24 protein-coding genes and 1 pseudogene are annotated in these 26,615 nt (G+C 39.3%); 19 read left to right on the top strand and 6 right to left on the bottom strand.

Annotated features, from left to right (window positions below):
• The first annotated feature begins 181 nt into the window (after nucleotides 1-181).
• From QM469_RS09515 to QM469_RS09495, 5 genes are all read left to right on the top strand, one after another.
• Nucleotides 182-421 (top strand): hypothetical protein, encoded by a 240-nt coding sequence (locus QM469_RS09515; RefSeq protein WP_414276676.1) that lies wholly within the window; start codon nucleotides 182-184, stop codon nucleotides 419-421.
• Between the two features lie 273 nt (nucleotides 422-694).
• Nucleotides 695-1,180: an LURP-one-related/scramblase family protein gene (locus tag QM469_RS09510; RefSeq protein ID WP_414276675.1), complete on the top strand. Its 486-nt coding sequence runs from the start codon at nucleotides 695-697 to the stop codon at nucleotides 1,178-1,180.
• 14 nt (nucleotides 1,181-1,194) lie between these two features.
• Nucleotides 1,195-3,813, top strand: a complete 2,619-nt coding sequence (alaS, locus tag QM469_RS09505; protein WP_414276674.1) for an alanine--tRNA ligase — start codon at nucleotides 1,195-1,197, stop codon at nucleotides 3,811-3,813.
• A gap of 140 nt (nucleotides 3,814-3,953) precedes the next feature.
• Complete coding sequence (locus QM469_RS09500) at nucleotides 3,954-4,958, top strand: NADP-dependent oxidoreductase (protein ID WP_414276673.1); 1,005 nt, start codon at nucleotides 3,954-3,956, stop codon at nucleotides 4,956-4,958.
• A 15-nt stretch (nucleotides 4,959-4,973) separates the two neighbouring features.
• Nucleotides 4,974-5,618 (top strand): TetR/AcrR family transcriptional regulator, encoded by a 645-nt coding sequence (locus QM469_RS09495; RefSeq protein ID WP_414276672.1) that lies wholly within the window; start codon nucleotides 4,974-4,976, stop codon nucleotides 5,616-5,618.
• A gap of 100 nt (nucleotides 5,619-5,718) precedes the next feature.
• Here the strand turns inward: QM469_RS09495 and gdhA are convergent, their stop codons facing one another.
• Nucleotides 5,719-7,065 (bottom strand): NADP-specific glutamate dehydrogenase, encoded by a 1,347-nt coding sequence (gdhA, locus tag QM469_RS09490; RefSeq protein WP_371607644.1) that lies wholly within the window; start codon nucleotides 7,063-7,065, stop codon nucleotides 5,719-5,721.
• A gap of 229 nt (nucleotides 7,066-7,294) precedes the next feature.
• Here gdhA and QM469_RS09485 point away from each other — a divergent pair, with 229 nt between their 5' ends.
• From QM469_RS09485 to QM469_RS09460, 6 genes are all read left to right on the top strand, one after another.
• A complete protein-coding gene (locus QM469_RS09485) occupies nucleotides 7,295-8,230 on the top strand; it encodes a dihydroorotate oxidase (RefSeq protein ID WP_414276671.1) in 936 nt (311 codons plus the stop codon).
• Nucleotides 8,231-8,262: 32 nt separating this feature from the next.
• Complete coding sequence (gene holA / locus QM469_RS09480; protein WP_315639291.1) at nucleotides 8,263-9,300, top strand: DNA polymerase III subunit delta; 1,038 nt, start codon at nucleotides 8,263-8,265, stop codon at nucleotides 9,298-9,300.
• Between the two features lie 69 nt (nucleotides 9,301-9,369).
• Nucleotides 9,370-9,975, top strand: coding sequence for a superoxide dismutase SodA (gene sodA, locus QM469_RS09475; protein WP_006150800.1), 606 nt, complete (start codon nucleotides 9,370-9,372; stop codon nucleotides 9,973-9,975).
• A 156-nt stretch (nucleotides 9,976-10,131) separates the two neighbouring features.
• Nucleotides 10,132-11,040: a LysR family transcriptional regulator gene (locus tag QM469_RS09470; RefSeq protein ID WP_315639289.1), complete on the top strand. Its 909-nt coding sequence runs from the start codon at nucleotides 10,132-10,134 to the stop codon at nucleotides 11,038-11,040.
• Entirely contained in the window at nucleotides 11,037-11,498 is a 462-nt protein-coding gene (lspA, locus tag QM469_RS09465) for a signal peptidase II (RefSeq protein ID WP_414276670.1), read from the top strand. The genes QM469_RS09470 and lspA overlap by 4 nt, the downstream gene beginning before the upstream one ends.
• Complete coding sequence (locus QM469_RS09460; protein WP_414276668.1) at nucleotides 11,488-12,378, top strand: RluA family pseudouridine synthase; 891 nt, start codon at nucleotides 11,488-11,490, stop codon at nucleotides 12,376-12,378. Before lspA ends, QM469_RS09460 begins: the two co-directional genes overlap by 11 nt.
• Nucleotides 12,379-12,561: 183 nt before the next feature.
• Here the strand turns inward: QM469_RS09460 and ffh are convergent, their stop codons facing one another.
• Genes ffh through QM469_RS09445 form a run of 3 tightly spaced genes read right to left on the bottom strand, consistent with a single transcriptional unit; the run spans nucleotide 12,562 to nucleotide 14,695 of the window.
• Nucleotides 12,562-14,127, bottom strand: a complete 1,566-nt coding sequence (ffh, locus tag QM469_RS09455) for a signal recognition particle protein (RefSeq protein ID WP_414276667.1) — start codon at nucleotides 14,125-14,127, stop codon at nucleotides 12,562-12,564.
• Between the two features lie 17 nt (nucleotides 14,128-14,144).
• Nucleotides 14,145-14,360, bottom strand: a complete 216-nt coding sequence (locus tag QM469_RS09450; protein WP_371607650.1) for a 2-oxoglutarate:acceptor oxidoreductase — start codon at nucleotides 14,358-14,360, stop codon at nucleotides 14,145-14,147.
• A 2-nt stretch (nucleotides 14,361-14,362) separates the two neighbouring features.
• Nucleotides 14,363-14,695, bottom strand: a complete 333-nt coding sequence (locus QM469_RS09445) for a putative DNA-binding protein (RefSeq protein ID WP_000402062.1) — start codon at nucleotides 14,693-14,695, stop codon at nucleotides 14,363-14,365.
• Nucleotides 14,696-14,848: 153 nt separating this feature from the next.
• Here QM469_RS09445 and rnc point away from each other — a divergent pair, with 153 nt between their 5' ends.
• The 4 genes from rnc (at nucleotide 14,849) to QM469_RS09425 (ending at nucleotide 20,577) form a co-directional block, all read left to right on the top strand.
• On the top strand, nucleotides 14,849-15,547 hold the full coding sequence (gene rnc / locus QM469_RS09440; RefSeq protein ID WP_000661075.1) for a ribonuclease III: 699 nt from the start codon (nucleotides 14,849-14,851) through the stop codon (nucleotides 15,545-15,547).
• Nucleotides 15,538-19,077, top strand: a complete 3,540-nt coding sequence (gene smc / locus QM469_RS09435; RefSeq protein WP_414276666.1) for a chromosome segregation protein SMC — start codon at nucleotides 15,538-15,540, stop codon at nucleotides 19,075-19,077. The genes rnc and smc overlap by 10 nt, the downstream gene beginning before the upstream one ends.
• 89 nt (nucleotides 19,078-19,166) lie before the next feature.
• The gene (locus tag QM469_RS09430; protein ID WP_414276665.1) at nucleotides 19,167-19,826 is read left to right on the top strand and encodes a trimeric intracellular cation channel family protein; all 660 of its coding nucleotides are present in this window, start codon (nucleotides 19,167-19,169) and stop codon (nucleotides 19,824-19,826) included.
• Nucleotides 19,827-19,998: 172 nt separating this feature from the next.
• Nucleotides 19,999-20,577, top strand: a complete 579-nt coding sequence (locus QM469_RS09425; protein ID WP_414276664.1) for an HD domain-containing protein — start codon at nucleotides 19,999-20,001, stop codon at nucleotides 20,575-20,577.
• A gap of 137 nt (nucleotides 20,578-20,714) precedes the next feature.
• On the opposite strand, the gene QM469_RS09420 is transcribed toward QM469_RS09425, so the two are convergent.
• The gene (locus QM469_RS09420) at nucleotides 20,715-21,182 is read right to left on the bottom strand and encodes an 8-oxo-dGTP diphosphatase (protein WP_049548291.1); all 468 of its coding nucleotides are present in this window, start codon (nucleotides 21,180-21,182) and stop codon (nucleotides 20,715-20,717) included.
• Nucleotides 21,183-21,515: 333 nt separating this feature from the next.
• On the opposite strand from QM469_RS09420, the gene QM469_RS09415 reads away from it, so the two are divergent.
• From QM469_RS09415 to ftsY, 3 genes are read left to right on the top strand one after another with little or no spacing between them, the layout of a single operon-like run.
• Complete coding sequence (locus QM469_RS09415) at nucleotides 21,516-22,307, top strand: Cof-type HAD-IIB family hydrolase (protein WP_414276663.1); 792 nt, start codon at nucleotides 21,516-21,518, stop codon at nucleotides 22,305-22,307.
• Nucleotides 22,307-23,125, top strand: a complete 819-nt coding sequence (locus QM469_RS09410; RefSeq protein WP_414276662.1) for a Cof-type HAD-IIB family hydrolase — start codon at nucleotides 22,307-22,309, stop codon at nucleotides 23,123-23,125. Before QM469_RS09415 ends, QM469_RS09410 begins: the two co-directional genes overlap by 1 nt.
• A gap of 3 nt (nucleotides 23,126-23,128) precedes the next feature.
• Nucleotides 23,129-24,565, top strand: a complete 1,437-nt coding sequence (gene ftsY / locus QM469_RS09405) for a signal recognition particle-docking protein FtsY (protein WP_414276661.1) — start codon at nucleotides 23,129-23,131, stop codon at nucleotides 24,563-24,565.
• A 39-nt stretch (nucleotides 24,566-24,604) separates the two neighbouring features.
• Here the strand turns inward: ftsY and zwf are convergent, their stop codons facing one another.
• Entirely contained in the window at nucleotides 24,605-26,092 is a 1,488-nt protein-coding gene (gene zwf, locus QM469_RS09400; RefSeq protein WP_315639273.1) for a glucose-6-phosphate dehydrogenase, read from the bottom strand.
• A gap of 453 nt (nucleotides 26,093-26,545) precedes the next feature.
• Here zwf and QM469_RS09395 point away from each other — a divergent pair.
• Nucleotides 26,546-26,615: pseudogene (locus QM469_RS09395) on the top strand (transposase); the annotation flags it as partial.

Raw genomic sequence — 26,615 nt, 5'->3', positions numbered from 1 at the left:
TAAAGCTTATTACTAACTCTCCAAAGTTGCGAATGATACTGGCACGATTTGCTATTGACAATTTTTATCGGAAGCGGTGATGATTTACAGTTTATATATCCCTGTCTTTTTCTATGATAGTTGTTTATTTGCTTGCCTAGTAGTGTAATAATTCTGTCTTAATAGAAAACGGTAACAAATAATGAAAATGTCTACTTTTTTCAAAAAAAGTTTCTGGCCAACCTTTATGATTGTTAACCAAACATTTATACTATTTCATTTAAAGGATGGCTTGGATCTACAATACCTAACAACTAAGTCTATATATTGGGTAGTAGGAACCTTTCTATTTGTAAATATTTTCGTAGCTATCTTTAGCAATTTGAAAATTTGGGATAAAAAGATAAATGGCAGTAAGAAAAAATATATCCTGAAAAAGTAATCAGGGATATAGGGAGTTGCTTATTTAAATGAGGATTATTTTCAGTTGACGCAAGCTTAAAAAAACGATATAATAAGAAAGTTGAGAATTGATTTTCTCTCCATCTTAGTTCAGAGAATTGGCGGTGCTGCGAGCCATCTAAGATAGAAAATCATGCTACTCAATTTAACAATTGCATAAGAACGAAAGAATGACAAGTTCATTGAATGAAGGTGGTACCGCGGTTTTTCGCCCTTCGTGATATGGATTTGTCTTTTATTTTTGGAGGTGTTTATGAGAACATTTCTTGTCAAACAAAAATTTCGCCTAGGTGGTGAACGTTTTGATATCAAGGATGAGTTAGGTAATGTCGCCTATCAGGTTGAAGGTTCGTTTTTTAAGATTCCTAAAACCTTTACCATCTATGATGTTGCTGGTGAACAGGTCAGTGAGATTAGTAAGGAAGTCTTAACTTTTCTACCTCGTTTTGAAATTCAACTGAGTAACGGCGATAGTTTTTATATCCGGAAGAAGTTGACGTTCTTTAGAGATAAGTATGAGTTCGACAATCTCGGTCTTCGCATCGAAGGAAACGTTTGGGATTTAAATTTTAAATTACTAGATGACCGCGATCAAGTGATTGCCGAGATAAAGAAAGAACTTTTCCATTTAACCTCAACTTATACTGTAACCGTCTATGAAGACTCTTATGCAGACCTAGTTGTTTCTCTCTGTGTCGCTATCGACTATGTAGAGATGCTAGAAAGTCAATCAGATTAAAAAAGGAGACACTTATGAAACAATTATCTAGTGCACAAGTCCGCCAGATGTGGCTTGATTTCTGGGCCAGCAAAGGCCACTCTGTAGAACCATCAGTTAGCTTGGTTCCTGTCAATGACCCAACACTTTTGTGGATCAACTCAGGGGTTGCCACTCTTAAAAAATACTTTGACGGCACCATCATTCCTGAAAACCCACGGATTACCAATGCGCAAAAGGCTATCCGTACCAATGATATCGAAAACGTAGGGAAGACTGCTCGTCACCATACTATGTTTGAAATGTTGGGGAACTTCTCAATCGGAGATTACTTCCGTGACGAAGCAATTACATGGGCATATGAGCTTTTGACAAGTCCTGAGTGGTTTGACTTCCCTAAAGACAAACTTTACATGACTTATTATCCAGATGACAAGGATTCATACAACCGCTGGATTGAAGTGGGAGTAGATCCAAGTCATTTGATCCCAATCGAAGACAACTTCTGGGAAATCGGTGCGGGACCTTCTGGACCTGACACAGAAATCTTCTTTGACCGTGGAGAAGCCTTTGACCCAGAAAATATCGGTCTTCGTCTTCTTGCAGAAGATATCGAAAACGACCGTTACATCGAAATCTGGAATATCGTATTGTCACAATTTAACGCAGACCCTGCTGTTCCTCGTAGCGAGTACAAAGAATTGCCACACAAAAACATTGATACGGGCGCTGGTTTGGAGCGTTTGGTGGCGGTTATCCAAGGGGCTAAGACAAACTTTGAAACAGACCTCTTCATGCCGATCATTCGTGAAGTTGAGAAATTATCCGGTAAGGTGTACGACCAAGATGGCGACAACATGAGCTTCAAGGTTATTGCAGACCACATCCGTTCTCTTTCATTTGCGATTGGTGATGGTGCCCTTCCTGGAAATGAAGGTCGTGGTTATGTCCTCCGTCGTCTTCTCCGCCGTGCCTCTATGCATGGTCAAAAATTAGGCATCAACGAGCCTTTCCTTTATAAACTCGTTCCAACTGTTGGAAAAATCATGGAAAGCTACTACCCAGAAGTTCTTGAAAAACGTGACTTTATCGAAAAAATCGTTAAGAGCGAGGAAGAGTCATTTGCTCGTACTCTTCACTCAGGTCAACACTTTGCCCAAGGCATCGTAGCAGACCTGAAAGAAAAAGGACAATCTGTCATTGCTGGTCAAGATGTCTTTAAACTCTATGATACATACGGATTCCCAGTAGAGTTGACAGAAGAAATTGCTGAAGAAGCAGGGATGACTGTAGACCGTGAAGGTTTCGAAGCAGCCATGAAGGAACAACAAGAACGTGCGCGTGCCTCTGCTGTCAAAGGCGGATCTATGGGTATGCAAAATGAAACCCTTCAAAACATCACTGTAGAAAGTGTCTTCAACTATAATGCTAGCCAATTGTCTTCTAAGTTGGTTGCTATCGTAGCTGACAATGCTGAAGTAGAAGGTGTAGCTGAAGGAACTGCGTCACTTATCTTTGCGGAAACTCCATTCTACGCTGAAATGGGTGGACAGGTGGCTGACCACGGACAAATCTTGGACGAGTCAGGTAAGGTCGTGGCTACTGTGACAAATGTTCAAAAAGCACCAAACGGACAAGCTCTTCACACTGTTGAAGTCCTTGCACCGCTTGCCTTGAACCAAGAATATACCTTGGCAATCGATACTAATCGTCGCCACCGTGTTATGAAAAACCACACTGCGACTCACTTGCTTCACGCTGCCCTTCACAATATCCTTGGAAATCACGCAACGCAGGCAGGATCTCTTAACGAAGTCGAATTCCTTCGCTTTGACTTTACTCATTTCCAAGCAGTAACTGCAGAAGAATTGCGTGCGATTGAACAGCAAGTCAACGAGAAAATTTGGGAAGCTCTTGAAGTTAAGACAGTTGAAACGGATATTGACACTGCCAAGGAAATGGGAGCTATGGCCCTCTTTGGTGAGAAATACGGCAAGGAAGTCCGTGTTGTTACAATCGGTGACTACTCTATCGAGCTTTGTGGTGGTACCCACGTTGGCAATACTTCTGAAATCGGTCTCTTCAAGATTGTCAAAGAAGAAGGTATTGGATCAGGAACTCGCCGTATCTTGGCAGTGACTGGTAAGGAAGCCTTTGAAGCCTACCGTGAACAAGAAGATGCACTGAAAGCAGTCGCAGCAACCTTGAAAGCTCCTCAACTCAAAGAAGTACCTCATAAAGTTGAAGGACTTCAAGAACAACTCCGTCAATTACAAAAAGAAAATGCAGAATTGAAGGAAAAAGCGGCAGCAGCGGCAGCTGGCGATGTCTTCAAGAATGTTCAAGAAGCAAACGGGCACCGTTACATTGCGAGTCAAGTTTCTGTATCAGATGCAGGTGCCCTTCGTACCTTTGCGGATAACTGGAAACAAAAAGATTACTCTGATGTGCTTGTTCTTGTCGCAGCAATCGGTGACAAGGTGAATGTCCTTGTAGCCAGCAAGACAAAAGAGGTACATGCAGGTAATGTGATCAAAGAATTAGCTCCAATCGTTGATGGACGTGGTGGTGGTAAACCAGACATGGCCATGGCAGGAGGAAGCAACCAAGCCAAGATCCAAGACTTGTTGGATGCAGTAGCAGGTAAATTGTAAGAAAATAAAGATCTATCCAGTAGGGTAGGTCTTTTTGTTTAAAATCATAGAGCTGTTGATTTCTTTGAAGAATAAGCGTATAATATATAAAAAATGATTGAGTAATCACTCAATTTGTTAGGGATTAGGAGAATTAGATAATGGTTATTAAAGCAATACAGTATAATCGTTTTGGTGATGAGAAAGTTCTAGATTTAGTAAATATTACATCTGAACCATTAAAAATGAACCAAGTTAGGGTAGCAGTATTTGCTGTTGGTTTAAATCCTATTGATTATAAAACTTTCGAGGGGGCAAAGCCACTTCGTTTTTTGACTTTCTTAACAAAATTAAAACAACCAAGTCGTTGGTTTGAATCAAAATCATCTTTATTTCCAAGAGGAGTAGCTAGGGATTTTGCTGGTGTTATAACGGAGATTGGTGAAGGAGTGAGCCGTTTTTCAGTAGGTGACAAGGTTTTTGGAACAATAATAAGTGATCCTGGACTTGGTACTAAGAGGGGTGCGTTAGCAACAGAAATTTGTGTTTATGAATCGGAAATCGCATTGAAACCAGATAAGATTGACATGAATCATGCTGCTACTATGGGTGTAGCCTCTTTAACGGTCGGAGGTGCTTTTAGAAGAATTCATTTAAATTCAAAAGATGTTGTAGTTATTTCAGCAGCTTCAGGTGGCATTGGTAGCATTGCAGTACAGTATGCGGTTGCTAAGGGCGCAACTGTTATTGGTATTGCGAGCAAGAATAATGCAAAATATTTAGAGTCTTTAGGAGCTATACCAGTAACTTATGAAGAGGATGTCCAAAAGTCTCTTTTATCAGTAGCTCCAAAACCTATTACAAAATTCTTGGATTGCTATGGTGGTGATTACGTTAAATTAGCTTTCCATCTTGGATTGAACGGAACTGATATTGGAACTTTAGTACCTTCACCATTTGTTATGATAAAAGGGGCTCAGTTCACTGGGCCAAGACATTCTACATATGATGATTTAAGAATTCTAGAGGAGATGGTTTCAGATGGAAAAGTTCAGCTAAATATTGAGAAAGAGTATAGTTTTTCTCTGGAGTCTGTTAGAGAGGCATATCGTAGTCTGAAATTGGGACATACTCGTGGTAAAAGAATTATTAAAATAAGAGAGTAGATAGAGGGGGTAGCAATGGAAAGTATAGAATATAAATTTGCTGAGACATTAAAAAGCAGTGAATTAAGTTTAAAACAACGTCAAGTATTAATGTCAAGTTTAAAATTATTTTCAGAGATTGGATTTGAAAACACAACATCTAATCTTATTGCTGAACATGCTGGCGTCTCAGAAGGAACCGTTTTTAGTTATTTTAAAACCAAGGAAGGTATACTAGATGCTATTTTATCTAGATTTCTAGAACAAGTTATTCCAGAGGTAATTGCTGATTTTTCAGATAAAAGATTTACAATAGAGCAAAAATCTTTTTCACTTTTTCTAAGAAGCATCGTTCGGGATAGGTTAGTTTTTATTAGGAACAATAAAATGCAAGTTAAAATACTTTTGAATCGTTCACTTATTGATAAAGCTATTTCTGAAGAGTTAGGAAATATTATTGTACACTCTATCATTAATCCGATTAGTCCTGTTTTGAATCAATTTAAAGAAAATGGTGTTATCCGAGATTGGTCAAATGAAAGGATCGTTCGCTATATTTTAGCTTTAAGTCTTTCTTATATTGTTCCTATGATTATAAATGACAAAGAAGATATAAACATTGATAAAGTAACAAATGAAATTGTCGAATGTCTTTCTTTTGCCTTAGTTACCGTAAAATAACTATTAATTTTAAGCTCACAAAAAAATTTAGTGAGCTCTTTTTAAAACCAAAATAAAAATCCTCAATCGAAGTGATTGAGGATTTTTGTGTTGATTTATCTTACACAATCCCTTGTGCAATCATAGCGTTTGCTACGTTTTCAAAGGCTGCAATGTTTGCACCTGCAAGGTAGTCAGTTCCAAGACCGTAAGTTTCTGCTGTTGTTTTAGCTGTGTTGAAGATGTTAGTCATGATATCTTTGAGACGACCATCAACTTCTTCACGTGTCCATGAAAGGCGAAGGCTGTTTTGGCTCATTTCAAGAGCTGATACAGCTACCCCACCAGCATTGGCAGCTTTGGCAGGTCCATAAAGGATTCCATTTTCCTTGTAGACTTTGATAGCTTTAAGGTCGCTAGGCATGTTAGCACCTTCAGATACACAGATAACTCCTTGAGCAACCAAGCGTTTCGCAGCTTCACCGTTGATCTCGTTTTGAGTCGCACATGGAAGAGCGATATCGTAGTTTCCAGTGTAAGTCCATACAGAACCTTCGTAGTAAGTAGCAGTTGGTTTTTCTGCAGCGTACTCAGTCAAACGAGCACGACGTTTTTCCTTAACATCTGTAAGAAGGTCAAAGTCGATACCATTTTCATCAATGACATAACCATTTGAGTCAGATACAGAGATAACAGTTGCACCAAGTTCAGTTGCTTTTTGAAGAGCGTATTGAGCTACGTTACCAGAACCTGAAATCACAACTTTCTTACCAGCAAAGCTGTTATCGTTAGCTTTAAGCATTTCTTCAGTGTAGTAAACCAAACCGTAACCAGTTGCTTCTGGACGGATCAAGCTACCACCAAAACCAAGAGGTTTACCAGTCAAGACACCAGCATCAAATTGGTTGAGGCGTTTGTATTGTCCGTAAAGGTAACCAATCTCACGTCCACCAACACCGATATCACCAGCAGGTACGTCAAGAGATGGTCCGATGTATTTTTGCAATTCAGTCATGAAGCTTTGGCAGAAGCGCATCACTTCAGCATCAGTTTTGCCTTTAGGATCGAAGTCTGATCCACCTTTACCACCACCGATTGGAAGTCCAGTCAAAACGTTTTTAAAGATTTGTTCGAATCCGAGGAATTTCAAGATCCCTTGGTTTACAGTTGGGTGGAAACGAAGTCCGCCTTTATATGGTCCAACAGCTGAGTTGAATTGAACACGGTAACCACGGTTAACTTGAACTTTTCCATCACGGTCAACCCAAGGAACACGGAAGCTAATTATGCGCTCAGGCTCAGTGATACGTGCCAAGATATTTTCTTCAATATACTCAGGGTGTTTTTCAAAGACAGGCTCCAAAGTGCTGAAGAATTCTTCAACCGCCTGGAGAAATTCAGCCTCATGCCCGTTACGAGCTTTTACAGTTTCAAACACGCTTTGGATATATTCTTTAGCAGATGTCATATCGTTCTCCTTTTTGTTGTCATATTTTATTACATGAGACATTATAGCAGAAAATTTTTTCAGTGTAAAGAAAAAAACATAAATTTTCTAAAAATTCGTTCAATTTAAAATGACTGATTCAAAACATGCTAAAAAACGAACCTTTTCTATGGAAATGGTTTTATTGAAAAGCAAAAGTCAAAGTATGGTATAATAATAGACATAAAAAGGAATCTGGAGGAACAGAATCATGGTATCAACTAAAACACAGATTGCTGGTTTTAAGTTTGACAATTGCTTGATGAATGCAGCTGGTGTAGCTTGCATGACCATAGAGGAGTTGGAAGGAGTTAAAAACTCAGCAGCAGGAACCTTTGTCACCAAGACAGCAACCTTGGAGTTTCGTCAGGGGAATCCTGAACCACGCTATCAAGATGTTCCACTCGGTTCTATCAACTCAATGGGGCTCCCAAATAATGGTTTAGATTATTACCTTGATTATCTTCTGGAATTACAAGAAAAGGAACCAAATCGTACCTTCTTTCTATCATTAGTTGGAATGTCTCCAGAGGAAACTCACACCATCTTGAAAAAGGTTCAAGAGAGTGATTTTCGTGGGTTGACTGAGCTCAATCTCTCATGTCCAAATGTTCCAGGTAAACCTCAGATTGCCTATGACTTTGAAACTACAGATCGTATCTTATCAGAAGTCTTTGAGTATTTTACAAAACCTTTAGGAATTAAGCTTCCACCTTATTTTGATATTGTTCATTTTGATCAAGCGGCAGCGATCTTTAACAAATATCCGCTCAAGTTTGTCAACTGTGTTAACTCTATCGGAAATGGTCTTTATATTGAAGATGAGTCAGTCGTGATTCGTCCTAAGAATGGCTTTGGTGGGATTGGTGGAGAATACATCAAACCTACTGCCCTTGCAAATGTTCATGCTTTCTATCAACGCTTAAATCCAGAAATCCAAATCATCGGAACAGGTGGAGTATTAACAGGACGTGATGCCTTTGAACATATCCTATGTGGTGCCAGCATGGTGCAGGTAGGAACTACTCTTCATAAAGAAGGAGTAGGTTCTTTTGAACGTATTACAAAGGAATTCAAAGAAATTATGACGGAAAAAGGTTATGAAAACCTTGAAGATTTCCGTGGGAAATTGAATTATATTGATTAAAGAAAAGCGAAACTAAAAAGAAAGGAGAATAGATGCTAGTCATAGAAGAAAGCCGAAAGCTGTCCTTAGCGAACCTTCCGAGTTTGACCCTGTTTACAGGGGGCGATCAAGGCCAGTATGACGTCATGAAAACACAGGTTCTCAAACAAATCGGCTACGATCCTGCTGATTTGAACTTTGCTTATTTTGATATGAAAGAAGTAGACTACAAAAGCTTGGAACTAGAGCTGGTCAGTCTTCCTTTCTTTGCGGATGAAAAAATTGTTATTTTAGATCATTTTCTCGATATAACAACAGCTAAAAAGCGCTATCTATCTGATGACGAGCTTAAGGCTTTTGAAGAATATTTGGAAAACCCATCTCCGACGAGTAAATTAGTTATTTTTGCTGAAGGGAAGCTGGATAGTAAGAGACGTTTAGTCAAATTACTCAAGAGGGATGCCAAGATTTTTGAAGCCATCGAGCCAAAAGAACAAGAAATACGAGCATATTTTCAAAAGTGGGCTCAGGAACAAGGACTTACCTTTGATGGAAAATCCTTTGAACAGTTACTTATCAAGTCAGGTTTTCAATTCAGTGAAATTCAGAAAAACCTGCTCTTCTTACTGTCTTATAAGGATGGTGGTCTGATAACAGAAGAAGATATTGTTGAAGCCATTCCAAAGACTTTGCAGGATAATATCTTTGACTTAACCCAGCTCATCCTAGCGAAGAAGATAGATCAAGCAAGGGACTTAGTGAAAGATTTGACTTTGCAGGGAGAAGATGAGATTAAACTGATTGCCATTATGTTGGGACAGTTCAGACTCTATACACAAGTGAAAATTTTGCAAGAATCTGGTCAGACAGAGTCCCAGATGGTCAGCAGTTTGGGTCACTATCTTGGTCGCAATCCTAATCCCTATCAAATCAAATTTGCCCTTCGTGATTCTCGAAGACTATCCCTTGATTTTCTCCAGAATTCTATTCGTTATCTCATCCAAGCTGATTATCAAATTAAGACAGGAGTTTATCAGAAAGGCTACCTGTTTGAGAAGGCTCTATTACAGATTGCTAGCCAGTCAAATTGAGCAAATAACTTGAAAAAATAGGATGATTGCGTTATCATCATTATATAGAAAGAAAAAGAGGTATTACAGATGGCTATTATCTTACCAGATCTTCCATACGCTTACGATGCATTAGAACCATACATCGATGCTGAAACAATGCACTTGCACCATGACAAACACCACCAAACTTACGTTAACAATGCAAATGCAGCTCTTGAAAAACACCCTGAAATCGGTGAAGACCTTGAAGCTTTGCTTGCTGACGTAGAATCTATCCCAGCTGATATTCGTCAAGCGCTTATCAACAATGGTGGTGGACACTTGAACCATGCTCTTTTCTGGGAATTGATGACTCCTGAGAAAACAGCTCCATCAGCAGAACTTGCAGCAGCAATCGATGAAACTTTCGGTTCATTCGAAGAATTCCAAGCAGCCTTTACTGCAGCAGCAACAACTCGTTTCGGTTCTGGATGGGCTTGGTTGGTTGTTAACAAAGAAGGTAAACTTGAAGTGACTTCAACAGCAAACCAAGACACACCAATCTCAGAAGGTAAAAAACCAATCTTGGGCTTGGACGTTTGGGAACATGCCTACTACGTGAAATACCGCAACGTTCGTCCTGACTACATCAAAGCTTTCTTCTCAGTTATCAACTGGAATAAAGTAGACGAACTCTACGCAGCAGCTAAATAATCGCATTTGATAACACCCCTTTTTAGTTGGATTTTGGGTCTAGCTTTAAAGGTGTTTTTTGTTTACTTTGCTAAGAAGTCTAGGACACATAATTTTCCTTTGTTGGATAGGCTTGATTTATGGTATAATGATAAGATAGAAATCGAAGGAGAAATCATGAATATTCAACAATTACGCTACGTTGTAGCTATTGCTAATAGTGGTACTTTTCGTGAAGCGGCTGAGAAGATGTACGTTAGCCAACCCAGTCTATCTATTTCTGTAAGAGACTTGGAAAAAGAGCTTGGCTTTAAGATTTTCCGCAGAACCAGTTCAGGAACTTTTCTTACACGTCGTGGGATGGAATTTTATGAAAAGGCACAAGAGTTGGTTAAAGGATTTGATGTTTTCCAAAATCAGTATGCCAATCCTGAAGAGGAGAAAGATGAGTTTTCAATAGCCAGCCAGCACTATGATTTCTTGCCACCAACCATTACAGCTTTTTCGCAACAGTATCCTGACTATAAGAATTTTCGTATTTTTGAATCTACAACTGTTCAGATTTTGGATGAAGTAGCCCAAGGACATAGTGAGATTGGAATTATCTACCTTAATAATCAAAACCAAAAAGGAATCATGCAACGGGTTGAAAAGCTAGGTCTTGAAGTGATTGAGTTGATTTCTTTCCAGACGCATATCTATCTGCGTGAAGGACATCCTTTAGCCAAGAAAAAAGAGTTGGTTATGGAGGATTTGGCAGATTTACCAACAGTTCGATTCACGCAAGAAAAGGATGAGTATCTTTATTACTCAGAGAACTTTGTAGATACAAGTGCTAGCTCTCAAATGTTTAACGTAACTGACCGCGCTACCTTAAATGGGATTCTTGAAAGAACAAATGCTTATGCGACTGGATCTGGATTCTTAGATAGCAATAGTGTGAACGGGATCACCGTTATTCCGCTAAATGATAATCTCAATAATCGCATGGTTTATGTCAAGCGTGAGGAAGTAGACTTGAGCCAAGCAGGGACTTTATTTGTAGAGGTTATGCAAGAGTATTTTGATCAGAAGAGGAAAGCATGAAAAAAAGAGGAATAGTAGCAGGAGTCATAGCAATCTTAATAGTGTTAGATCAATTGGTAAAATCTTACGTCGTTCAGAATATTTCTCTTGGTGAAATTAAATCATGGATCCCAAATCTGGTCAGTTTGACCTATCTGCAAAATAGGGGGGCAGCCTTTTCTATCTTACAAGATCAGCAGTTGTTATTCGCTGTCATTACCCTGGTCGTCGTGGTAGGTGCCATTTGGTATCTCCATAAACACATGGAGGACTCATTCTGGATGGTCTTGGGCTTGACATTAATCATTGCAGGTGGTCTTGGAAACTTTATTGACAGGGTCAGTCAAGGCTTTGTTGTGGATATGTTCCACCTTGACTTTATTAATTTTGCAATTTTCAATGTTGCAGATAGCTATCTGACTGTTGGAGTGATTGTATTATTGATTGCAATGCTAAAAGAGGAAATGAATGGAAATTAAAATTGAAAGAGGCGGACTACGCTTAGACAAGGCTTTGTCAGATTTGACAGAATTGTCCCGTAGTCTCGCCAATGAACAAATTAAATCAGGCCAAGTCTTGGTCAATGGTCAGATCAAAAAAGCAAAGTATACGGTCCAAGAGGGCGATGTTGTTACTTATCAGGTGCCAGAACCAGAAGTTTTGGAGTATGTAGCTGAAGATATTCCTCTAGAAATCATTTATCAAGATGAGGATGTCGCGGTAGTCAATAAACCTCAAGGGATGGTTGTTCATCCAAGTGCTGGACATACCAGTGGTACCTTGGTTAACGCCCTTATGTACTACATCAAGGACCTATCAGGCATCAATGGTGTCTTGCGTCCAGGGATTGTTCATCGTATTGATAAAGATACATCTGGACTCTTGATGATTGCTAAAAATGATGAAGCACACTTAGCATTGGCTCAAGAATTGAAGGACAAGAAGTCTCTTCGTAAATATTGGGCTATTGTTCATGGTAATCTTCCAAATGACCGTGGAGTCATTGAAGCACCAATTGGACGTAGCGAAAAAGACCGTAAGAAACAAGCTGTGACTGCTAAAGGCAAACCAGCAGTGACACGTTTCCAAGTCTTGGAACGCTTTGGTGATTATACTTTGCTGGAATTGCAACTGGAAACAGGGCGGACTCATCAAATCCGTGTGCACATGGCTTATATCGGTCATCCAGTCGCTGGTGATGAGGTTTATGGCCCTCGTAAAACCTTGAAAGGACATGGGCAATTTCTCCATGCCAAGACTCTTGGATTTACCCATCCAAGAACAGGGGAAACTATGGAATTTACTGCTGATATCCCAGATATCTTTAAAGAGACTTTGGAAAAACTTCGAAATAACTAAAAAAGAGGCTGGGACAAATGTCCTAGCCTCTCAATTATCTTTGGATTGTCGATCAAGACGCAGTGGTTGAGTGAGCTCTACTACGCTGATTTCATCAGCTTTTACAGCCCTACTCAACTGTGCGGAGGTGGGACGACGAAATCGAATTCTAACGAATTACCGATTTCTGTCCCACTCTCCTTTTTATTTGCGTTTTTTCTTAGCTTTTTTCATTTTATTGGCCATGCGTTTCATGGATTGCTTCATAGCAAATTCACCGATTTTACCCTTGAGACCTCCACCAAACATCTGGCTCATATCAGGCATTCCTGCTCCACCAAGAGCTGAAAGGTCAGGCATACCACCTTGTCCCATCATACCTTCAAGGGCTGACATATCCATGCCACCAGGCATATTTTTAGGAAGATTGTTAGGGTTGATGCCCATTTGCTTCATCATCTTGTTCATGTCACCAGACATGACACCTTGCATGAGTTGTTTGGCTTGGTTAAAGTCCTTGATGAACTTATTGACTTCGATAAAGGTATTCCCAGAACCAGCAGCGATACGACGACGGCGGCTTGGAGTGAGCAAATCTGGATTTTCACGTTCTTCAGGAGTCATAGATGAAACAATGGCACGTTTGCGAGCGATTTGTTTTTCATCCACCTTCATATTTTGAAGGGCAGGATTGTTGGCCATGCCAGGAATCATCTTGAGCAAATCTTCCATTGGACCCATATTTTGCACCTGATCCAACTGATCGATGAAATCGTTGAAATCAAAGGTGTTTTCACGCATCTTTTCAGCCATTTCAAGTGCTTTTTGCTCATCGTATTCTTGGGAAGCTTTCTCGATCAGAGTTAGCATATCTCCCATACCGAGAATACGGCTGGCCATACGGTCAGGGTGGAAGGTTTCAATGTCAGTAATCTTTTCACCTGTACCAGTGAATTTGATTGGTTTTCCAGTGATGTGGCGAACAGAAAGGGCAGCACCACCACGAGTATCACCATCAATCTTGGTAAGGATGACACCAGTAACTTCTAATTGAGCGTTAAATTCACGCGCAACATTTGCCGCTTCCTGACCAATCATGGCATCAACGACGAGCAGAATTTCATTTGGTTGAGCCAATGCTTTCACGTCACGAAGCTCATTCATGAGAAGCTCATCAATTTGCAAACGACCTGCCGTATCGATCAAAACATAGTCGTTATGGTTAGCTTTAGCTTGCTCCAAACCTTGGCGAACAATCTCAACTGCAGGAACTTCAGTACCAAGAGCAAATACAGGCACATCAATTTGTTGTCCCAGTGTTTTCAATTGGTCGATAGCAGCAGGACGATAGATATCGGCCGCAATCATCAAAGGACGAGCATCCTCTTCCTTTTTAAGTTTGTTAGCAAGTTTACCTGCAAAAGTTGTTTTACCAGCCCCCTGCAAACCAACCATCATGATAATGGTCGGGATTTTTGGGGACTTGATAATCTCAGCTGTGTCTGAACCAAGGACTGCTGTCAATTCTTCATTGACAATCTTGATGATTTGTTGGGCTGGATTAAGGGTATCAATGACTTCATGCCCAATGGCACGTTCACGAACCTTCTTGATAAAATCCTTGACAACTGGTAAAGCAACGTCGGCTTCTAAAAGAGCCAGACGAATTTCTTTGGTTGCTTCTTGGATATCACTCTCTGTGATTTTTCCTTTTTTACGTAGGTTTTTAAAGACGTTCTGCAAACGTTCTGTTAAATTTTCAAATGCCATTATTTTCTCCTATTTTTTCAATTCAGTGGAAATCGTCCGAAATGTTGCAAACACTCTAGTTCTTCGGGTGTGACTTCTTTCATGATTTCATTTGGATATCCCCAACAGCTAAATCCTTCTTTAAGGGCTTGAGGAATAGAATCAGGTGAGAGAATTTGTAGTCTTGTAGGAAATGGTTTCTCTGCAGCTAATAGTTTGCAAGGGATTCCTTTATAGACAACAAGATTTTCCATGATTACTCCCTATTATCAATACTGGTCAAAATCTCAATTTGCTCTTGCAGAAAAGCATCCTCTGGATAACGCTCCAAAATCTGGTCAAAAATCTGACTGCGGACAATGTAGTCAGAGTACATATGGAGCTTCATCTCATAGTCTTCCAGAATCTTTTCAGTTCGTTTGATATTATCATAAACGGCCTGGCGACTGACACCGAATTCTTCAGCGATTTCAGCTAAACTATAGTCGTCTGCATAGTAGAGTTCGATATAGTTCATCTGCTTATCGGTCAAAAGGGCTGCATAAAATTCAAACAGAGCATTCATTCGATTGGTTTTTTCAATTTCCATAAGATTTATTATACCAAAAAAAAGCCTAATTCGCTAGCTGGGGGCTGATTTTAGCTAGAAGTTAGAAAATGAGCTTTTCACTGTTCTTTTCTGACTATGAAGCCTTTTTTTGATATAATGGATAGGATTATAATGATTTAGAAAGAGGTAGTCATGAAAGAATTAGAATCAGTGTTACAAGACCGTTTTGAGCTTGTTTTTACAGATAAAAGCTTACTTGAAACAGCTTTTACCCATACCAGTTATGCCAATGAGCACCGCCTCTTAAAAATTTCACACAACGAACGCTTGGAATTTTTAGGAGACGCTGTTCTGCAATTATTGATTTCAGAATATCTGTTTAAAAAATACCCTAAAAAACCAGAAGGGGACTTGTCTAAACTCCGTGCTATGATTGTACGAGAAGAAAGTTTGGCTGGTTTTGCCCGTGATTGTCAGTTTGACCAGTTTATCAAGCTTGGTAAAGGGGAGGAAAAGTCTGGTGGTCGTAACCGAGACACGATCTTGGGCGACGCCTTTGAAGCCTTTTTAGGTGCGCTCCTTTTAGACAAGGATATAAAGACTGTAAAAACCTTTATCTACCAAGTCATGATTCCAAAGGTTGAAGCTGGCGATTTTGAGATGATCAAGGATTATAAGACTCACCTGCAAGAATTGCTCCAAGTTAATGGAGATGTTGATATTCGTTATCAGGTGATTTCAGAGATTGGACCAGCCCATGATAAGATGTTTGAGGTTGAAGTCCTTGTTGAGGGACAAAGTCTAGGTTCAGGTAAAGGACGCTCTAAAAAATTGGCCGAGCAGGAAGCCGCTAAAAATGCAGTTGAGAAAGGGCTGGATTCATGTATTTAAAGGAAATTGAGATCCAAGGGTTTAAGTCCTTTGCTGACAAGACCAAGGTTCTTTTTGACCAAGGGGTGACGGCGGTTGTAGGACCAAATGGCTCTGGGAAATCAAATATCACTGAAAGCCTCCGTTGGGCACTAGGTGAATCTAGTGTGAAAAGTCTGCGTGGTGGCAAGATGCCAGATGTCATCTTTGCTGGAACAGAAAGTCGGAAGCCTCTAAACTACGCTTCTGTTATTGTTACTTTGGATAACCAAGATGGCTTTATCAAGGATGCAGGCCAGGAAATCAAAGTTGAACGTCATATCTATCGTACTGGAGATAGTGAGTATAAGATTGATGGTAAAAAAGTTCGTCTTCGTGATATTCATGACCTCTTCTTAGATACTGGACTTGGACGTGATTCCTTCTCTATTATTTCCCAAGGGAAGGTTGAAGAAATCTTTAACTCTAAGCCTGAGGAACGCCGCGCTATTTTTGAAGAAGCTGCTGGAGTTTTGAAGTATAAAACTCGTCGCAAAGAAACAGAAAGTAAGCTGCAACAAACTCAAGATAATCTAGACCGCTTGGAAGATATCATCTATGAGTTAGATAATCAAATCAAGCCCTTAGAGAAGCAAGCAGCAACAGCTCGTAAATTTATGGACTTGGACAGTCAGCGTAAAGGCATCTACTTGGATGTTCTGGTTGCACAAATTCAGGCCAATAAGGCTGAATTGGATGTAACAGAAGAAGAATTAAACCAAGTCCAAGAACTGTTAACTAGTTATTACCAAAAGCGTCAAGAATTAGAAGAAGAAAATCAAACTCTCAAAAAGAAACGTCATGATTTGCAAGCTGAGATGGCAAAAGACCAGTCAAGCTTGATGGATTTGACTAGTTTAATCAGTGATTTAGAACGTAAGTTAGCTTTATCAAAACTAGAAACTGAACAGGTTGCCCTCAATCAACAAGAGGCTCAAGTACGTTTGGCTAGTTTGGATGAAAAGAGAAATGCCCTCATTCAAGAGAAGGAAGAAAAAGAAGCAAATCTCAGTCAGTTAGAAGAAAATTTAGTGGTCAATACGAAGGAACTCAATCGTTTAGAAGCAGAATTATTAGCTTTTTCTGATGATCCAGACCAAATGATTGAGCAATTGCGTGAACGTTTCGTGGCTTTCTTACAGGAAGAAGCGGATGTCTCTAACCAATTGACACGGATTGAAAATGACCTTGAAAATAGTCGCCAACAGACTCAAAAGCAAGAAGAACAATTAGAATCCTTGAAGGAACAATTGGCTTCTGCCAAATCCAAGGCTAGTGAGCAAGAGCTTGCCCTTAAATCAGCTAAAGAAGAAGTACAGAACTTACTTGCTGACTATCAAACCAGTGCCAAAGAAGAAGAAGCACAAAAGCAGGCTTATCAAAGTCAACAAAATCAACTCTTTGACCGTTTGGATAGCCTGAAAAACAAACAGGCCAAGGCGAAAAGTTTGGAGAACATTCTTAAAAACCATAGCAATTTTTATGCAGGTGTTAAGAGTGTACTACAAGAAAAAAATCGCTTGGGTGGTATTATCGGAGCAGTCAGTGAACATTTAACCTTTGACGTTCATTATCAGACAGCCCTTGAGATTGCTCTCGGTGCAAGTAGCCAACACATCATCGTTGAAGATGAACAGGCAGCAACAAAGGCCATCGATTTTCTTAAGAGAAATCGAGCTGGTCGTGCGACTTTCCTACCTTTGACAACCATTAAGGCACGTAGTATTTCAGGTCAAAACCAAGATGTGATTGCCTCAAGTCCAGGCTTTCTTGGTATGGCTGACGAGTTAGTTACTTTTGATGCCAAACATGAAGCTATCTTTAAAAACTTGCTAGCTACGACAGCCATCTTTGATACAGTGGAACATGCGCGTGATGCAGCTCGTAAGGTGCGTTATCAAGTTCGCATGGTAACCCTAGATGGTACAGAATTGCGAACAGGTGGTTCTTATGCTGGTGGTGCTAATCGTCAAAATAACAGCATTTTCATCAAGCCTGAATTGGAGCAGTTGCAAAAAGAGATTGCTCAAGAAGAAAAGCTTCTGCATCAAGAGGAAGAAAATCTGAAGTCAGTTCAAGAATCCTTGAACGAACTTAGTCAAACTTTGGAGACTATTAAGTCCAAAGGGGAACAAGCTCGTATAGAAGAGCAAGGCTTGTATCTTGCTTATCAACAAACATGCCAGCAAGTTGAAGAACTTGAGACACTCTTGAAACTTCAGGAGCAAGAATTAAACAATCTCAGAGGTGGAGATTGGCAAGCTGAAAAAGAAAAATGCCAAGAACGTCTCGCAGTTATTGCCACCGAAAAGCAAAAGCTGGAATCTGAGATTGAAGAAATCAAGTTCAATAAAAATGCTATTCAGGAACGCTATCAAAACTTACAGGAAAAACTTTCCCAAGAGCGTCTTCGTAAAACAGAAATGTTAGGTCAAAAGCGTTATGAAGTTTCAGATATTGAACGGATCAATAAAGAACTTGAGAACCTCAATATTGAACAAGAAGAGATTGAACGTCTTTTGCAAGAAAAAGTAGACAATCTTGAAAAAGTTGATACTGAACTTTTAGCCAAGCAGGAAGCAGAAGCTAAGAGTCAAAAGGAAGAAATTCAACAAGGATTGATTCGTAAGCAGTTTGAACTAGATGATATTGAAGGTCAATTGGATGATATTGCTAGTCATTTAGAACAAGCTCGTCAGCAAAATGAAGAATGGATTCGCAAGCAAACACGAGCAGAAGCGACCAAAGAGAAAATCACAGACCGCCTTCGCTATCTTCAAGGTCAACTGACTGAAGAATACCAGATTAGTTATACAGAAGCATTAGAACAAGCCAACCAATTGGAAGACTTGGCTGTCGCTGAACAAAAGGTCAAGGATTTGGAAAAATCCATTCGTTCACTTGGTCCGGTTAATTTGGATGCCATTGAACAGTTTGATGAAGTACATGAACGTTTGGAGTTCTTAAATACTCAACGAGATGATATTCTTTCTGCTAAAAACTTACTTCTTGAAACCATTACAGAGATGAACGATGAAGTGAAGGAACGGTTTAAATCAACCTTTGAAGCTATTCGTGAATCCTTCAAAGTGACCTTCAAGCAGATGTTTGGAGGTGGTCAAGCGGACCTAATCCTTACCGAGGGAGATTTATTGACAGCAGGTGTTGAAATCTCTGTTCAACCGCCTGGTAAGAAAATCCAATCTCTCAACCTCATGAGTGGTGGAGAGAAGGCCTTGTCAGCTCTTGCTTTGCTCTTCTCAATCATTCGTGTCAAGACCATTCCATTTGTTATTTTGGATGAAGTAGAGGCTGCACTCGATGAAGCTAACGTTAAACGCTTTGGGGATTATCTTAACCGATTTGACAAGGATAGCCAGTTTATCGTTGTTACCCACCGTAAGGGAACCATGGCAGCCGCAGACTCTATTTATGGAGTAACTATGCAAGAATCTGGTGTTTCTAAGATTGTCTCTGTTAAACTAAAAGATTTAGAGAATATGGATGCTTAGTTTGTTTTCAATATATAATTTCAAACTAGAGCATGTAGAATGACCTTCAAGAAGTCAGAAAGGTTACAAAAATAAATTGAGGAGCTTACATGGATTTTGACCTATTCCTAATGATCTGTAATTATATTGGGACAATAGCCTTCGCTGCATCAGGAGCCATCAAAGGGTTTGGTAAACGATTAGATATTTTTGGAATTAGTTTATTGGCAATTGTAACGGCAGTAGGAGGAGGAATTTTAAGAGATTCTATTATCAGTCGATTTCCTGCTTCTCTAGCAGATCCTAGCCCGATTTATCTTGCAATACTAGTGGCTGTGATTATGTATGCCTTTGTGACATCCAAACAAGCCAATGCTAGTCAAGAAAAAAAATTCTACAAGTGGCTTAGAGAAGCCTATCTCATCTTTGACTCCATTGGCTTGATTATCTTCTCCTTAATTGGGGCTACAGCCTTAGCTGATAGTAAATTGAACTTGATGTCTGCAGGGATTTTGGCCTGTTTAACGGGAGCAGGTGGGGGTATCATCCGAGATCTCTTGATTAATGAAGTCCCAAGTGTTCTAAAAGAGGACATCTATGCCCTACTATCTTTCGTAATTGGAGTTATTTATTACTGGCTAGCATTTGTTCTTCATTTTCCTAGAATTACTGCCTTTATCATTGTTTCTATTGTTGGTTTTGTGATTCGACTCTGCATCATTAAATTCCGACTCTCTTTGCCAAATATGGATAAGAGAACCTTGAATTGATGAATGGCTGGAAGCTTGATTCTAAACCTATAAATAAGTTTAAAATAGTCATTTTATCAGCGTCTAATCTCGTATGGATTAGGCGTTATTTTTTTGCAAATACGGGAAATTAATGATGTAAAGATTAAATTTTGCTATTATATTTGTAATTTCGAATAAGGTAGGAATAGCAATGAGTAATTTGAAACATTCAGTTGATTTTATTAAAGAAATAGAGAAATTAAAGTCAGTGATAAGATTTAATAGAACTCTTGATGGCAGATTTGAAAATAGTGCCGAGCATTCCTGGCAGGGTGCCATAGCTGCGATGGTTCTTCAAGATTATTATCCTGAAAAATTGAATATGGAGAAGGTCATTTCTATGTTATTGATTCATGATTTAGGTGAGATTTATGCCGGAGATACTTGGGTTTTTGATGATGAAAAAAAGCTTCATTCTCATGATAGAGAACTAGCATCTATAGAAAAAACAATGAGTATACTTCCAGAAGAAAAATATTTACAAATGAAAAATTTGTGGTTGGAATTTGAAAAAGGGCAGAGTGCTGAAGCAAGATATGCAAGAGTGATCGATGCATTGGTACCACTGATAAATCACTTAGAAGTGTCAGAATTCAATTATAATCCTGATAATATCAGTGCAGACATGGTATTAGAAAAGAAAAAGTTCATAAAAAGTGAATCAGAAGAATTATGGAAACTGACGGAAGACTTGATTCAGGAAAGTGTGGAAAAGGGCTTATATTTTTAATAACGACTGGCTCTAAATATAGAGAAAGCCTTGGAATAAGCTGTTTCCAAGGCTTTTTAGCTATCTATAGCTATAAGGAAAAAGTTGTTAGAGTAGATGATTTTTATTAGATACCCTTGATTATACCGTAGAGAATATTAGTCAAATAAAATTGTTTTGTTTTCACTAATGCATTTCTTATTATCATCCCAATAGTTAATAGTTTCAAAGCTTCCTTTTCTTAAATAAAGTGGTAGCCTTTTTCTTATTTCATCTTGCATTGGTATTTTATCAATATCTTTTAGATTCCACCATTTTGGCTCACCTTCAGCAGATGTACTTAGTTCACCAGTAAACTGAGTACATAAAAAGTCATAGAAGACAAATCTCTCATTACCAATTGAATTAGTAAAGCCTGAAATTCCTTTTAATTCAAGATTTAATGCAGTGAGTCCAGTCTCTTCCTTAAGTTCCCGTAATGCGGCTTCAAAAAAACTTTCAGGGAATTCAACTTTTCCCCCCGGTGGAATCCAACCAGGAAAATTATCGTGCTGTCTATTAAGTAATAAAATTTCTTGATTTTTCAAAACGCAAATATTAACCCAGTTTTTGATTTTTTCAGTCATATTATTAACCTCCAACAAGTATTTTTTCATATGCAAGATTATATGTCAAGAACTATATGCTATTTATGATTGTGACAAATGTATCTCAGCCAAAGATTGATAATTTTTACGCAATAGCTGATGAACTCTCAGAATAGACTTCAATCAAGAACTTTGGAAGAAAAGTGTTGAGAGGTTGGATATAAAAGAAGGTAAGCAAATCAGCCTGGCCTTTAAATTGGCCCTACGGGATTATTTATAGAAGACAAAGACGTGTCAATTCAGCACGTCTTTTTTTACTTTTTCTATGGTATAATAGAAGGTAGATTTATTAATTGGAGTATGAAGAATTTTATGATTAAATTAGTAGCAACGGATATGGACGGTACTTTTTTGGATGGTGCCGGTCAATTTGATATGGAGCGTCTGAAAAAGTTGCTCCATTCTTATCAAGAAAAAGGAATTTACTTTGCTGTTGCCTCAGGTCGTGGGCTTTTGTCACTTGAAAAGCATTTTGCGGATGTTAAAGATGAGATTATTTTCATTGCTGAAAATGGGAGTCTCGTTCGTTTCCATGGAGAGGACCTTTATGAAGCAACCATGCCTCGTGATTTTTACCTATTAACATTTGAAAAACTAAAAACTTCACCTTATTTTGATGAGAAAAAGATGCTCTTGACTGGTAAAGAGGCTTGCTATGTATTAGACACAGTAGATGAAACCTATCTCATGTTTAGTCATCATTATAATGAGAATATCAAAAAAGTAGCTTGTCTTGAAGATATTACCGATGAGATTTTCAAATTCACAACTAACTTCACTGAAGAAACGGTTGACGCTGGAGAATCTTGGGTCAATGAACATGTTCCTGGGGTCAAGGCTATGACGACAGGCTTTGAATCCATTGATATCGTTTTAGACCATGTTGATAAGGGAGTCGCTATTGTCGAATTGGCTAAGAAATTAAATCTGGATATGGATCAAGTGATGGCCTTTGGTGATAATCTAAATGATCTTCACATGATGCAAGTGGTTGGGCATCCAGTAGCACCTGAAAATGCTCGTCCAGAGATTTTAGAACTTGCTGAAACAATTATTGGACACCACAAGGACCAATCAGTTATTGCTTATATGGAGGAATTGTAATGGCAGATATTAAATTAATTGCTTTGGACTTAGATGGAACCTTGCTGACGACAGACAAGAAATTAACGGATCGTACCAAGGCAACTTTAAAGGCTGCGCGTGATCAGGGAGTCAAAGTGGTATTGACAACTGGACGTCCCCTCAAGGCCATGGATTTCTTCCTCAAAGAGCTAGGGACAGACGGCCATGATGATGAGTATACTATCACCTTTAATGGAGGCTTGGTTCAGAAAAATACGGGTGAAATCCTTGATAAGACAGTCTTTTCAATCGATGATGTGACACGCATTTATGAGGAAACTGAAAAACTAGGCATTCCTTTAGATGCCATTTCAGAAGGAACCGTTTACCAAATCCAATCGGATCAAGAGAGTCTGTATGCTAAATTTAATCCTGCTCTGACTTTTGTTCCAATTGACTTTGAAGATTTGTCTAGTCAGATGACCTACAACAAATGTGTGACAGCCTTTGCCCAAGAACCACTGGATGCCGCAATTGCTAATATTTCTCCAGACTTGTTTAACAATTATGAAATTTTTAAATCTCGCGACATGCTTTTGGAATGGTCACCAAAGAACGTTCATAAGGCTACTGGACTAGCTAAATTGATCGACCACCTAGGAATTGACCAAAGTCAGGTGATGGCTTGTGGAGATGAGGCCAATGACCTTTCCATGATTGAATGGGCAGGACTTGGCGTTGCCATGCAAAATGCTGTGCCGGCAGTTAAGGCGGTGGCAAATGTGGTAACACCAATGACCAATGACGAGGAAGCTGTTGCCTGGGCCATTGAAAAATATGTACTGAAGGAGAACTAAAGAATGGGATTATTTGACCGTTTATTTGGGAGAAAAGAAGAACCAAAAATCGAAGAAGTTGTTAAAGAAGCTTTGGAAAACTTGGATCTGACAGAATCTAGCGAGGAAGTTGTAGCACTTGTAACTGAAGAAGTTGAAGTGAAAAATACTGAGGAAATCGATCATAGTTCAGAAGTTGAGGAAACTTATTCTAAAGAAGCTAGTGAGTCTGCAGAACCAGTAGCAGAAACTACTCTAGAAACAGTTGAAGCAATAGCAACTCCTCAGGAAGAAATTCAGCTTGAAAAAGAAACTGAGTGTCATTGTTGTCAGGAAGAGTCAGAATCAACAGAAGCCAGCTCTCGAGAAGTAGTGGAATTTGTTGCAGAAGAACCTGAGTCACCAGTCGAAGAAGTACCTTCAAGTGATAGCGACGATGAAGAAGCTAATCAAGCTCAATCAGACGAAACGGAAGCAGACACTTCTCAAGAAGTGGAAGAAGATCTAGTAATCGAAGAAATTCCTCAAGTCCAAGAGACTGTACAGGAAAAATATGACCGTAGTCTCAAGAAAACTCGTACGGGATTTGGTGCTCGTTTGAATGCCTTCTTTGCTAACTTCCGCTCTGTTGATGAAGAATTCTTCGAAGAACTAGAAGAACTCTTAATCATGAGTGACGTTGGTGTACAGGTAGCTTCAAACTTAACAGAAGAGCTACGTTACGAAGCTAAACTTGAAAACGCCAAGAAACCAGATGCCCTCCGTCGTGTGATCATTGAAAAATTGGTAGAGCTCTACGAAAAAGATGGACAATACAATGAAAGCATTAACTTCCAAGATGGTTTGACAGTTATGCTCTTTGTAGGTGTCAATGGAGTCGGCAAAACAACATCTATTGGTAAGCTTGCTCACCGTTACAAACAAGCTGGCAAGAAAGTCATGCTGGTTGCTGCAGACACCTTCCGTGCTGGTGCAGTTGCTCAATTAGCTGAATGGGGACGTCGTGTGGATGTTCCAGTGGTTACAGGACCAGAAAAAGCTGATCCAGCCAGTGTTGTCTTTGATGGGATGGAACGAGCAGTAGCAGAAGGTGTTGATATTCTCATGATTGATACAGCTGGCCGTTTACAAAACAAGGAAAACTTGATGGCAGAGTTGGAAAAAATTGGTCGCATCATTAAACGTGTCGTTCCAGAAGCTCCACATGAAACCTTCCTAGCTCTGGATGCCTCAACAGGACAAAACGCTCTTGTACAAGCCAAAGAGTTTTCAAAAATTACGCCTGTTACAGGAATTGTCTTAACCAAAATTGATGGAACTGCCCGAGGTGGTGTCGTTCTTGCTATTCGTGAAGAACTGAATATCCCTGTTAAGTTAATTGGTTTTGGTGAAAAAATCGATGATATCGGTGAATTCAATTCTGAGAACTTTATGAAAGGCCTTCTAGAAGGTTTGATATAAAAGAAAATCCTGCAAGAATTCTTGCAGGATTGTTTTTGATTATTCTAATCGACCATCCTTACGATAGGCGATATCTGGTTGCCAAGTCCACTCAGCTCCGTATTTTTCAAGGAGTTCAAAGCTAGCTTGAGGTCCCATGCTACCAGCCTTGTAGTCATGGAGTGGAGCACCGTTTTCAGCCCAAAGCTTTTCAATACGGTCAATCAATTTCCATGAGGCACTCACTTCATCCCAATGGCTAAAGTTAGTTGAATTATTGTTCAAAACATCATAGATGAGTTTTTCATATGGATCTGGTGAAGCACCTGTAGCAGTCGCATCTGTTCGATAGTCAAGAGAATTTGGCGCAAGGCTAAACTCTTCTCCGACCTTTTTACCGTTAAGACTGAGAGAGAATCCTTCAGTTGGTTGGATGTAGATAGTAAGCACATTCGGTGCTAGTGGCTCTCCGAAAATGGAATCCATTTGCTTGAAGACAATGTTCACGTGTGTTCCTTTTTCGGTGAGGCGTTTCCCTGTACGGAAGAAGAAAGGTACATCACGGAAGCGATCAGTATTTACAAAGAAGGCACCTGATGCAAAGGTTTCTGTCATAGATTCAGGGTTAACATTTGGTTCACTACGGTAAGAGATGTATTTCATGCCATCAACTTTACCAGAACGATATTGACCACGGATGAATTGCTCTTTGAGTTCCTCATCTGTAGGGTGGTAAAGATTTTTAAAGACTTTGATTTTCTCTGCGCGAATGTCATCCTTGGTAAAGCTTGCTGGCTTGTCCATAGCAAGGAGTGACAGAAGTTGGAGAGTGTGGTTTTGAACCATGTCTCGAAGGGCACCAGACTCATCATAGTAGCCACCACGTTCTTCAACACCGAGACGCTCTGCAAAGGTAATCTGTACGTTATCGATGTGCTCACGATTCCAAACATTTTCAAAAATCATATTGGCAAAGCGAATGGCAAAAATACTTTGAATCATTTCCTTACCGAGATAGTGGTCGATACGATAGATTTGCTCTTCGTTAAAAGTAGCTAGGAGTTCTTCGTTTAGTTTGCTTGCAGTCTCATAGTCTGTTCCAAAAGGTTTCTCAACGATCAAACGTTCAAAGCCTTTACCGTCAACAATCTGCTCTGATTTGAGGTGTTTGGCGATGGTACCAAAGAACTGAGGTGCCATTGAGAGGAAGAAGAGTTTGTTGTGCTCAGTCTGATATTTTTCGTTTAATTCAGCCTGAAGCTTGCGTAGTTCGATGTAGTGCTCAGTATCATTAACATCGTGGCTTTGATAGTAAAAATGACTCGCAAATGCTTGAGCTTCTTCCACACTATCTGCCAAGTCTAAAATAGATTCGACAACGACAGATTCGAAATACTCCTTACTCCAAGGTCTACGAGCAGTTCCAATAACAGCAAAATGATCAGAAAGATTACCTGATTTATAAAGTCTAAAAAGTGAAGGGTAGAGCTTACGTTTGGCCAAATCCCCACTTGCACCGAAAATTGTAACAATAACTTTTGATGACATCTAGCTACCTAATTTCTATTTTGTTTCCTAGTTAAACTAGGCATGAGGAATCCCCATTTTCATATTTTTTATTTTATCATAATTTTCTAAAAAATCCAAAAATCCAATACGTCTATATTAAGAGTCTGGGCAAAAACTTAATTTCATACTCTTCTAAAATCTCTTCAAACCACGTCAGCGTCGCCTTACCGTATATATGTTACTGACTTCGTCAGTTCTATTTACAACCTCAAAACAGTGTTTTGAGCTGACTTCGTCAGTTCTATCTACAACCTCAAAGCAGTGCTTTGAGCGACCTGCGGCTATCTTTCTAGTTTGTTCTTTGATTTTCATTGAGTATCAGGAGCAACCGAAGTAAATTTTCCCACAATAAAACGCATAATATCAAGGTTATTCTGAACTGCACCCCAAAAGTTAGACAGAAAAAAATCTAACTTTTGGGGTGTTTTTATTATGAAATTAACTTATGATGATAAAGTTCAGGTCTATGAACTTAGAAAACAAGGATATAGCTTAGAGAAGC

Source organism: Streptococcus infantis (genome assembly GCF_047464215.1).
GTDB lineage: Bacteria > Bacillota > Bacilli > Lactobacillales > Streptococcaceae > Streptococcus > Streptococcus infantis_P.
Note: the sequence above shows the minus strand (reverse complement) of the source record. Positions and strands in the feature narration are given on the sequence as shown.

Excerpts from the sequence above, each read along its gene's own strand:
- QM469_RS09500 (WP_414276673.1), top strand. The coding sequence starts at position 3,954 with ATGGTTATTAAAGCAATACAGTATAATCGTTTTGGTGATGAGAAAGTT.
- smc (WP_414276666.1), top strand. The coding sequence starts at position 15,538 with ATGTATTTAAAGGAAATTGAGATCCAAGGGTTTAAGTCCTTTGCTGAC.
- ffh (WP_414276667.1), bottom strand. The coding sequence starts at position 14,127 with ATGGCATTTGAAAATTTAACAGAACGTTTGCAGAACGTCTTTAAAAAC.
- rnc (WP_000661075.1), top strand. The coding sequence starts at position 14,849 with ATGAAAGAATTAGAATCAGTGTTACAAGACCGTTTTGAGCTTGTTTTT.
- sodA (WP_006150800.1), top strand. The coding sequence starts at position 9,370 with ATGGCTATTATCTTACCAGATCTTCCATACGCTTACGATGCATTAGAA.
- QM469_RS09510 (WP_414276675.1), top strand. The coding sequence starts at position 695 with ATGAGAACATTTCTTGTCAAACAAAAATTTCGCCTAGGTGGTGAACGT.
- QM469_RS09515 (WP_414276676.1), top strand. The coding sequence starts at position 182 with ATGAAAATGTCTACTTTTTTCAAAAAAAGTTTCTGGCCAACCTTTATG.
- gdhA (WP_371607644.1), bottom strand. The coding sequence starts at position 7,065 with ATGACATCTGCTAAAGAATATATCCAAAGCGTGTTTGAAACTGTAAAA.
- QM469_RS09495 (WP_414276672.1), top strand. The coding sequence starts at position 4,974 with ATGGAAAGTATAGAATATAAATTTGCTGAGACATTAAAAAGCAGTGAA.
- QM469_RS09485 (WP_414276671.1), top strand. The coding sequence starts at position 7,295 with ATGGTATCAACTAAAACACAGATTGCTGGTTTTAAGTTTGACAATTGC.
- QM469_RS09430 (WP_414276665.1), top strand. The coding sequence starts at position 19,167 with ATGGATTTTGACCTATTCCTAATGATCTGTAATTATATTGGGACAATA.
- QM469_RS09410 (WP_414276662.1), top strand. The coding sequence starts at position 22,307 with ATGGCAGATATTAAATTAATTGCTTTGGACTTAGATGGAACCTTGCTG.
- holA (WP_315639291.1), top strand. The coding sequence starts at position 8,263 with ATGCTAGTCATAGAAGAAAGCCGAAAGCTGTCCTTAGCGAACCTTCCG.
- QM469_RS09415 (WP_414276663.1), top strand. The coding sequence starts at position 21,516 with ATGATTAAATTAGTAGCAACGGATATGGACGGTACTTTTTTGGATGGT.
- lspA (WP_414276670.1), top strand. The coding sequence starts at position 11,037 with ATGAAAAAAAGAGGAATAGTAGCAGGAGTCATAGCAATCTTAATAGTG.
- QM469_RS09445 (WP_000402062.1), bottom strand. The coding sequence starts at position 14,695 with ATGGAAATTGAAAAAACCAATCGAATGAATGCTCTGTTTGAATTTTAT.
- QM469_RS09425 (WP_414276664.1), top strand. The coding sequence starts at position 19,999 with ATGAGTAATTTGAAACATTCAGTTGATTTTATTAAAGAAATAGAGAAA.
- ftsY (WP_414276661.1), top strand. The coding sequence starts at position 23,129 with ATGGGATTATTTGACCGTTTATTTGGGAGAAAAGAAGAACCAAAAATC.
- QM469_RS09420 (WP_049548291.1), bottom strand. The coding sequence starts at position 21,182 with ATGACTGAAAAAATCAAAAACTGGGTTAATATTTGCGTTTTGAAAAAT.
- alaS (WP_414276674.1), top strand. The coding sequence starts at position 1,195 with ATGAAACAATTATCTAGTGCACAAGTCCGCCAGATGTGGCTTGATTTC.
- zwf (WP_315639273.1), bottom strand. The coding sequence starts at position 26,092 with ATGTCATCAAAAGTTATTGTTACAATTTTCGGTGCAAGTGGGGATTTG.
- QM469_RS09450 (WP_371607650.1), bottom strand. The coding sequence starts at position 14,360 with ATGGAAAATCTTGTTGTCTATAAAGGAATCCCTTGCAAACTATTAGCT.
- QM469_RS09470 (WP_315639289.1), top strand. The coding sequence starts at position 10,132 with ATGAATATTCAACAATTACGCTACGTTGTAGCTATTGCTAATAGTGGT.
- QM469_RS09460 (WP_414276668.1), top strand. The coding sequence starts at position 11,488 with ATGGAAATTAAAATTGAAAGAGGCGGACTACGCTTAGACAAGGCTTTG.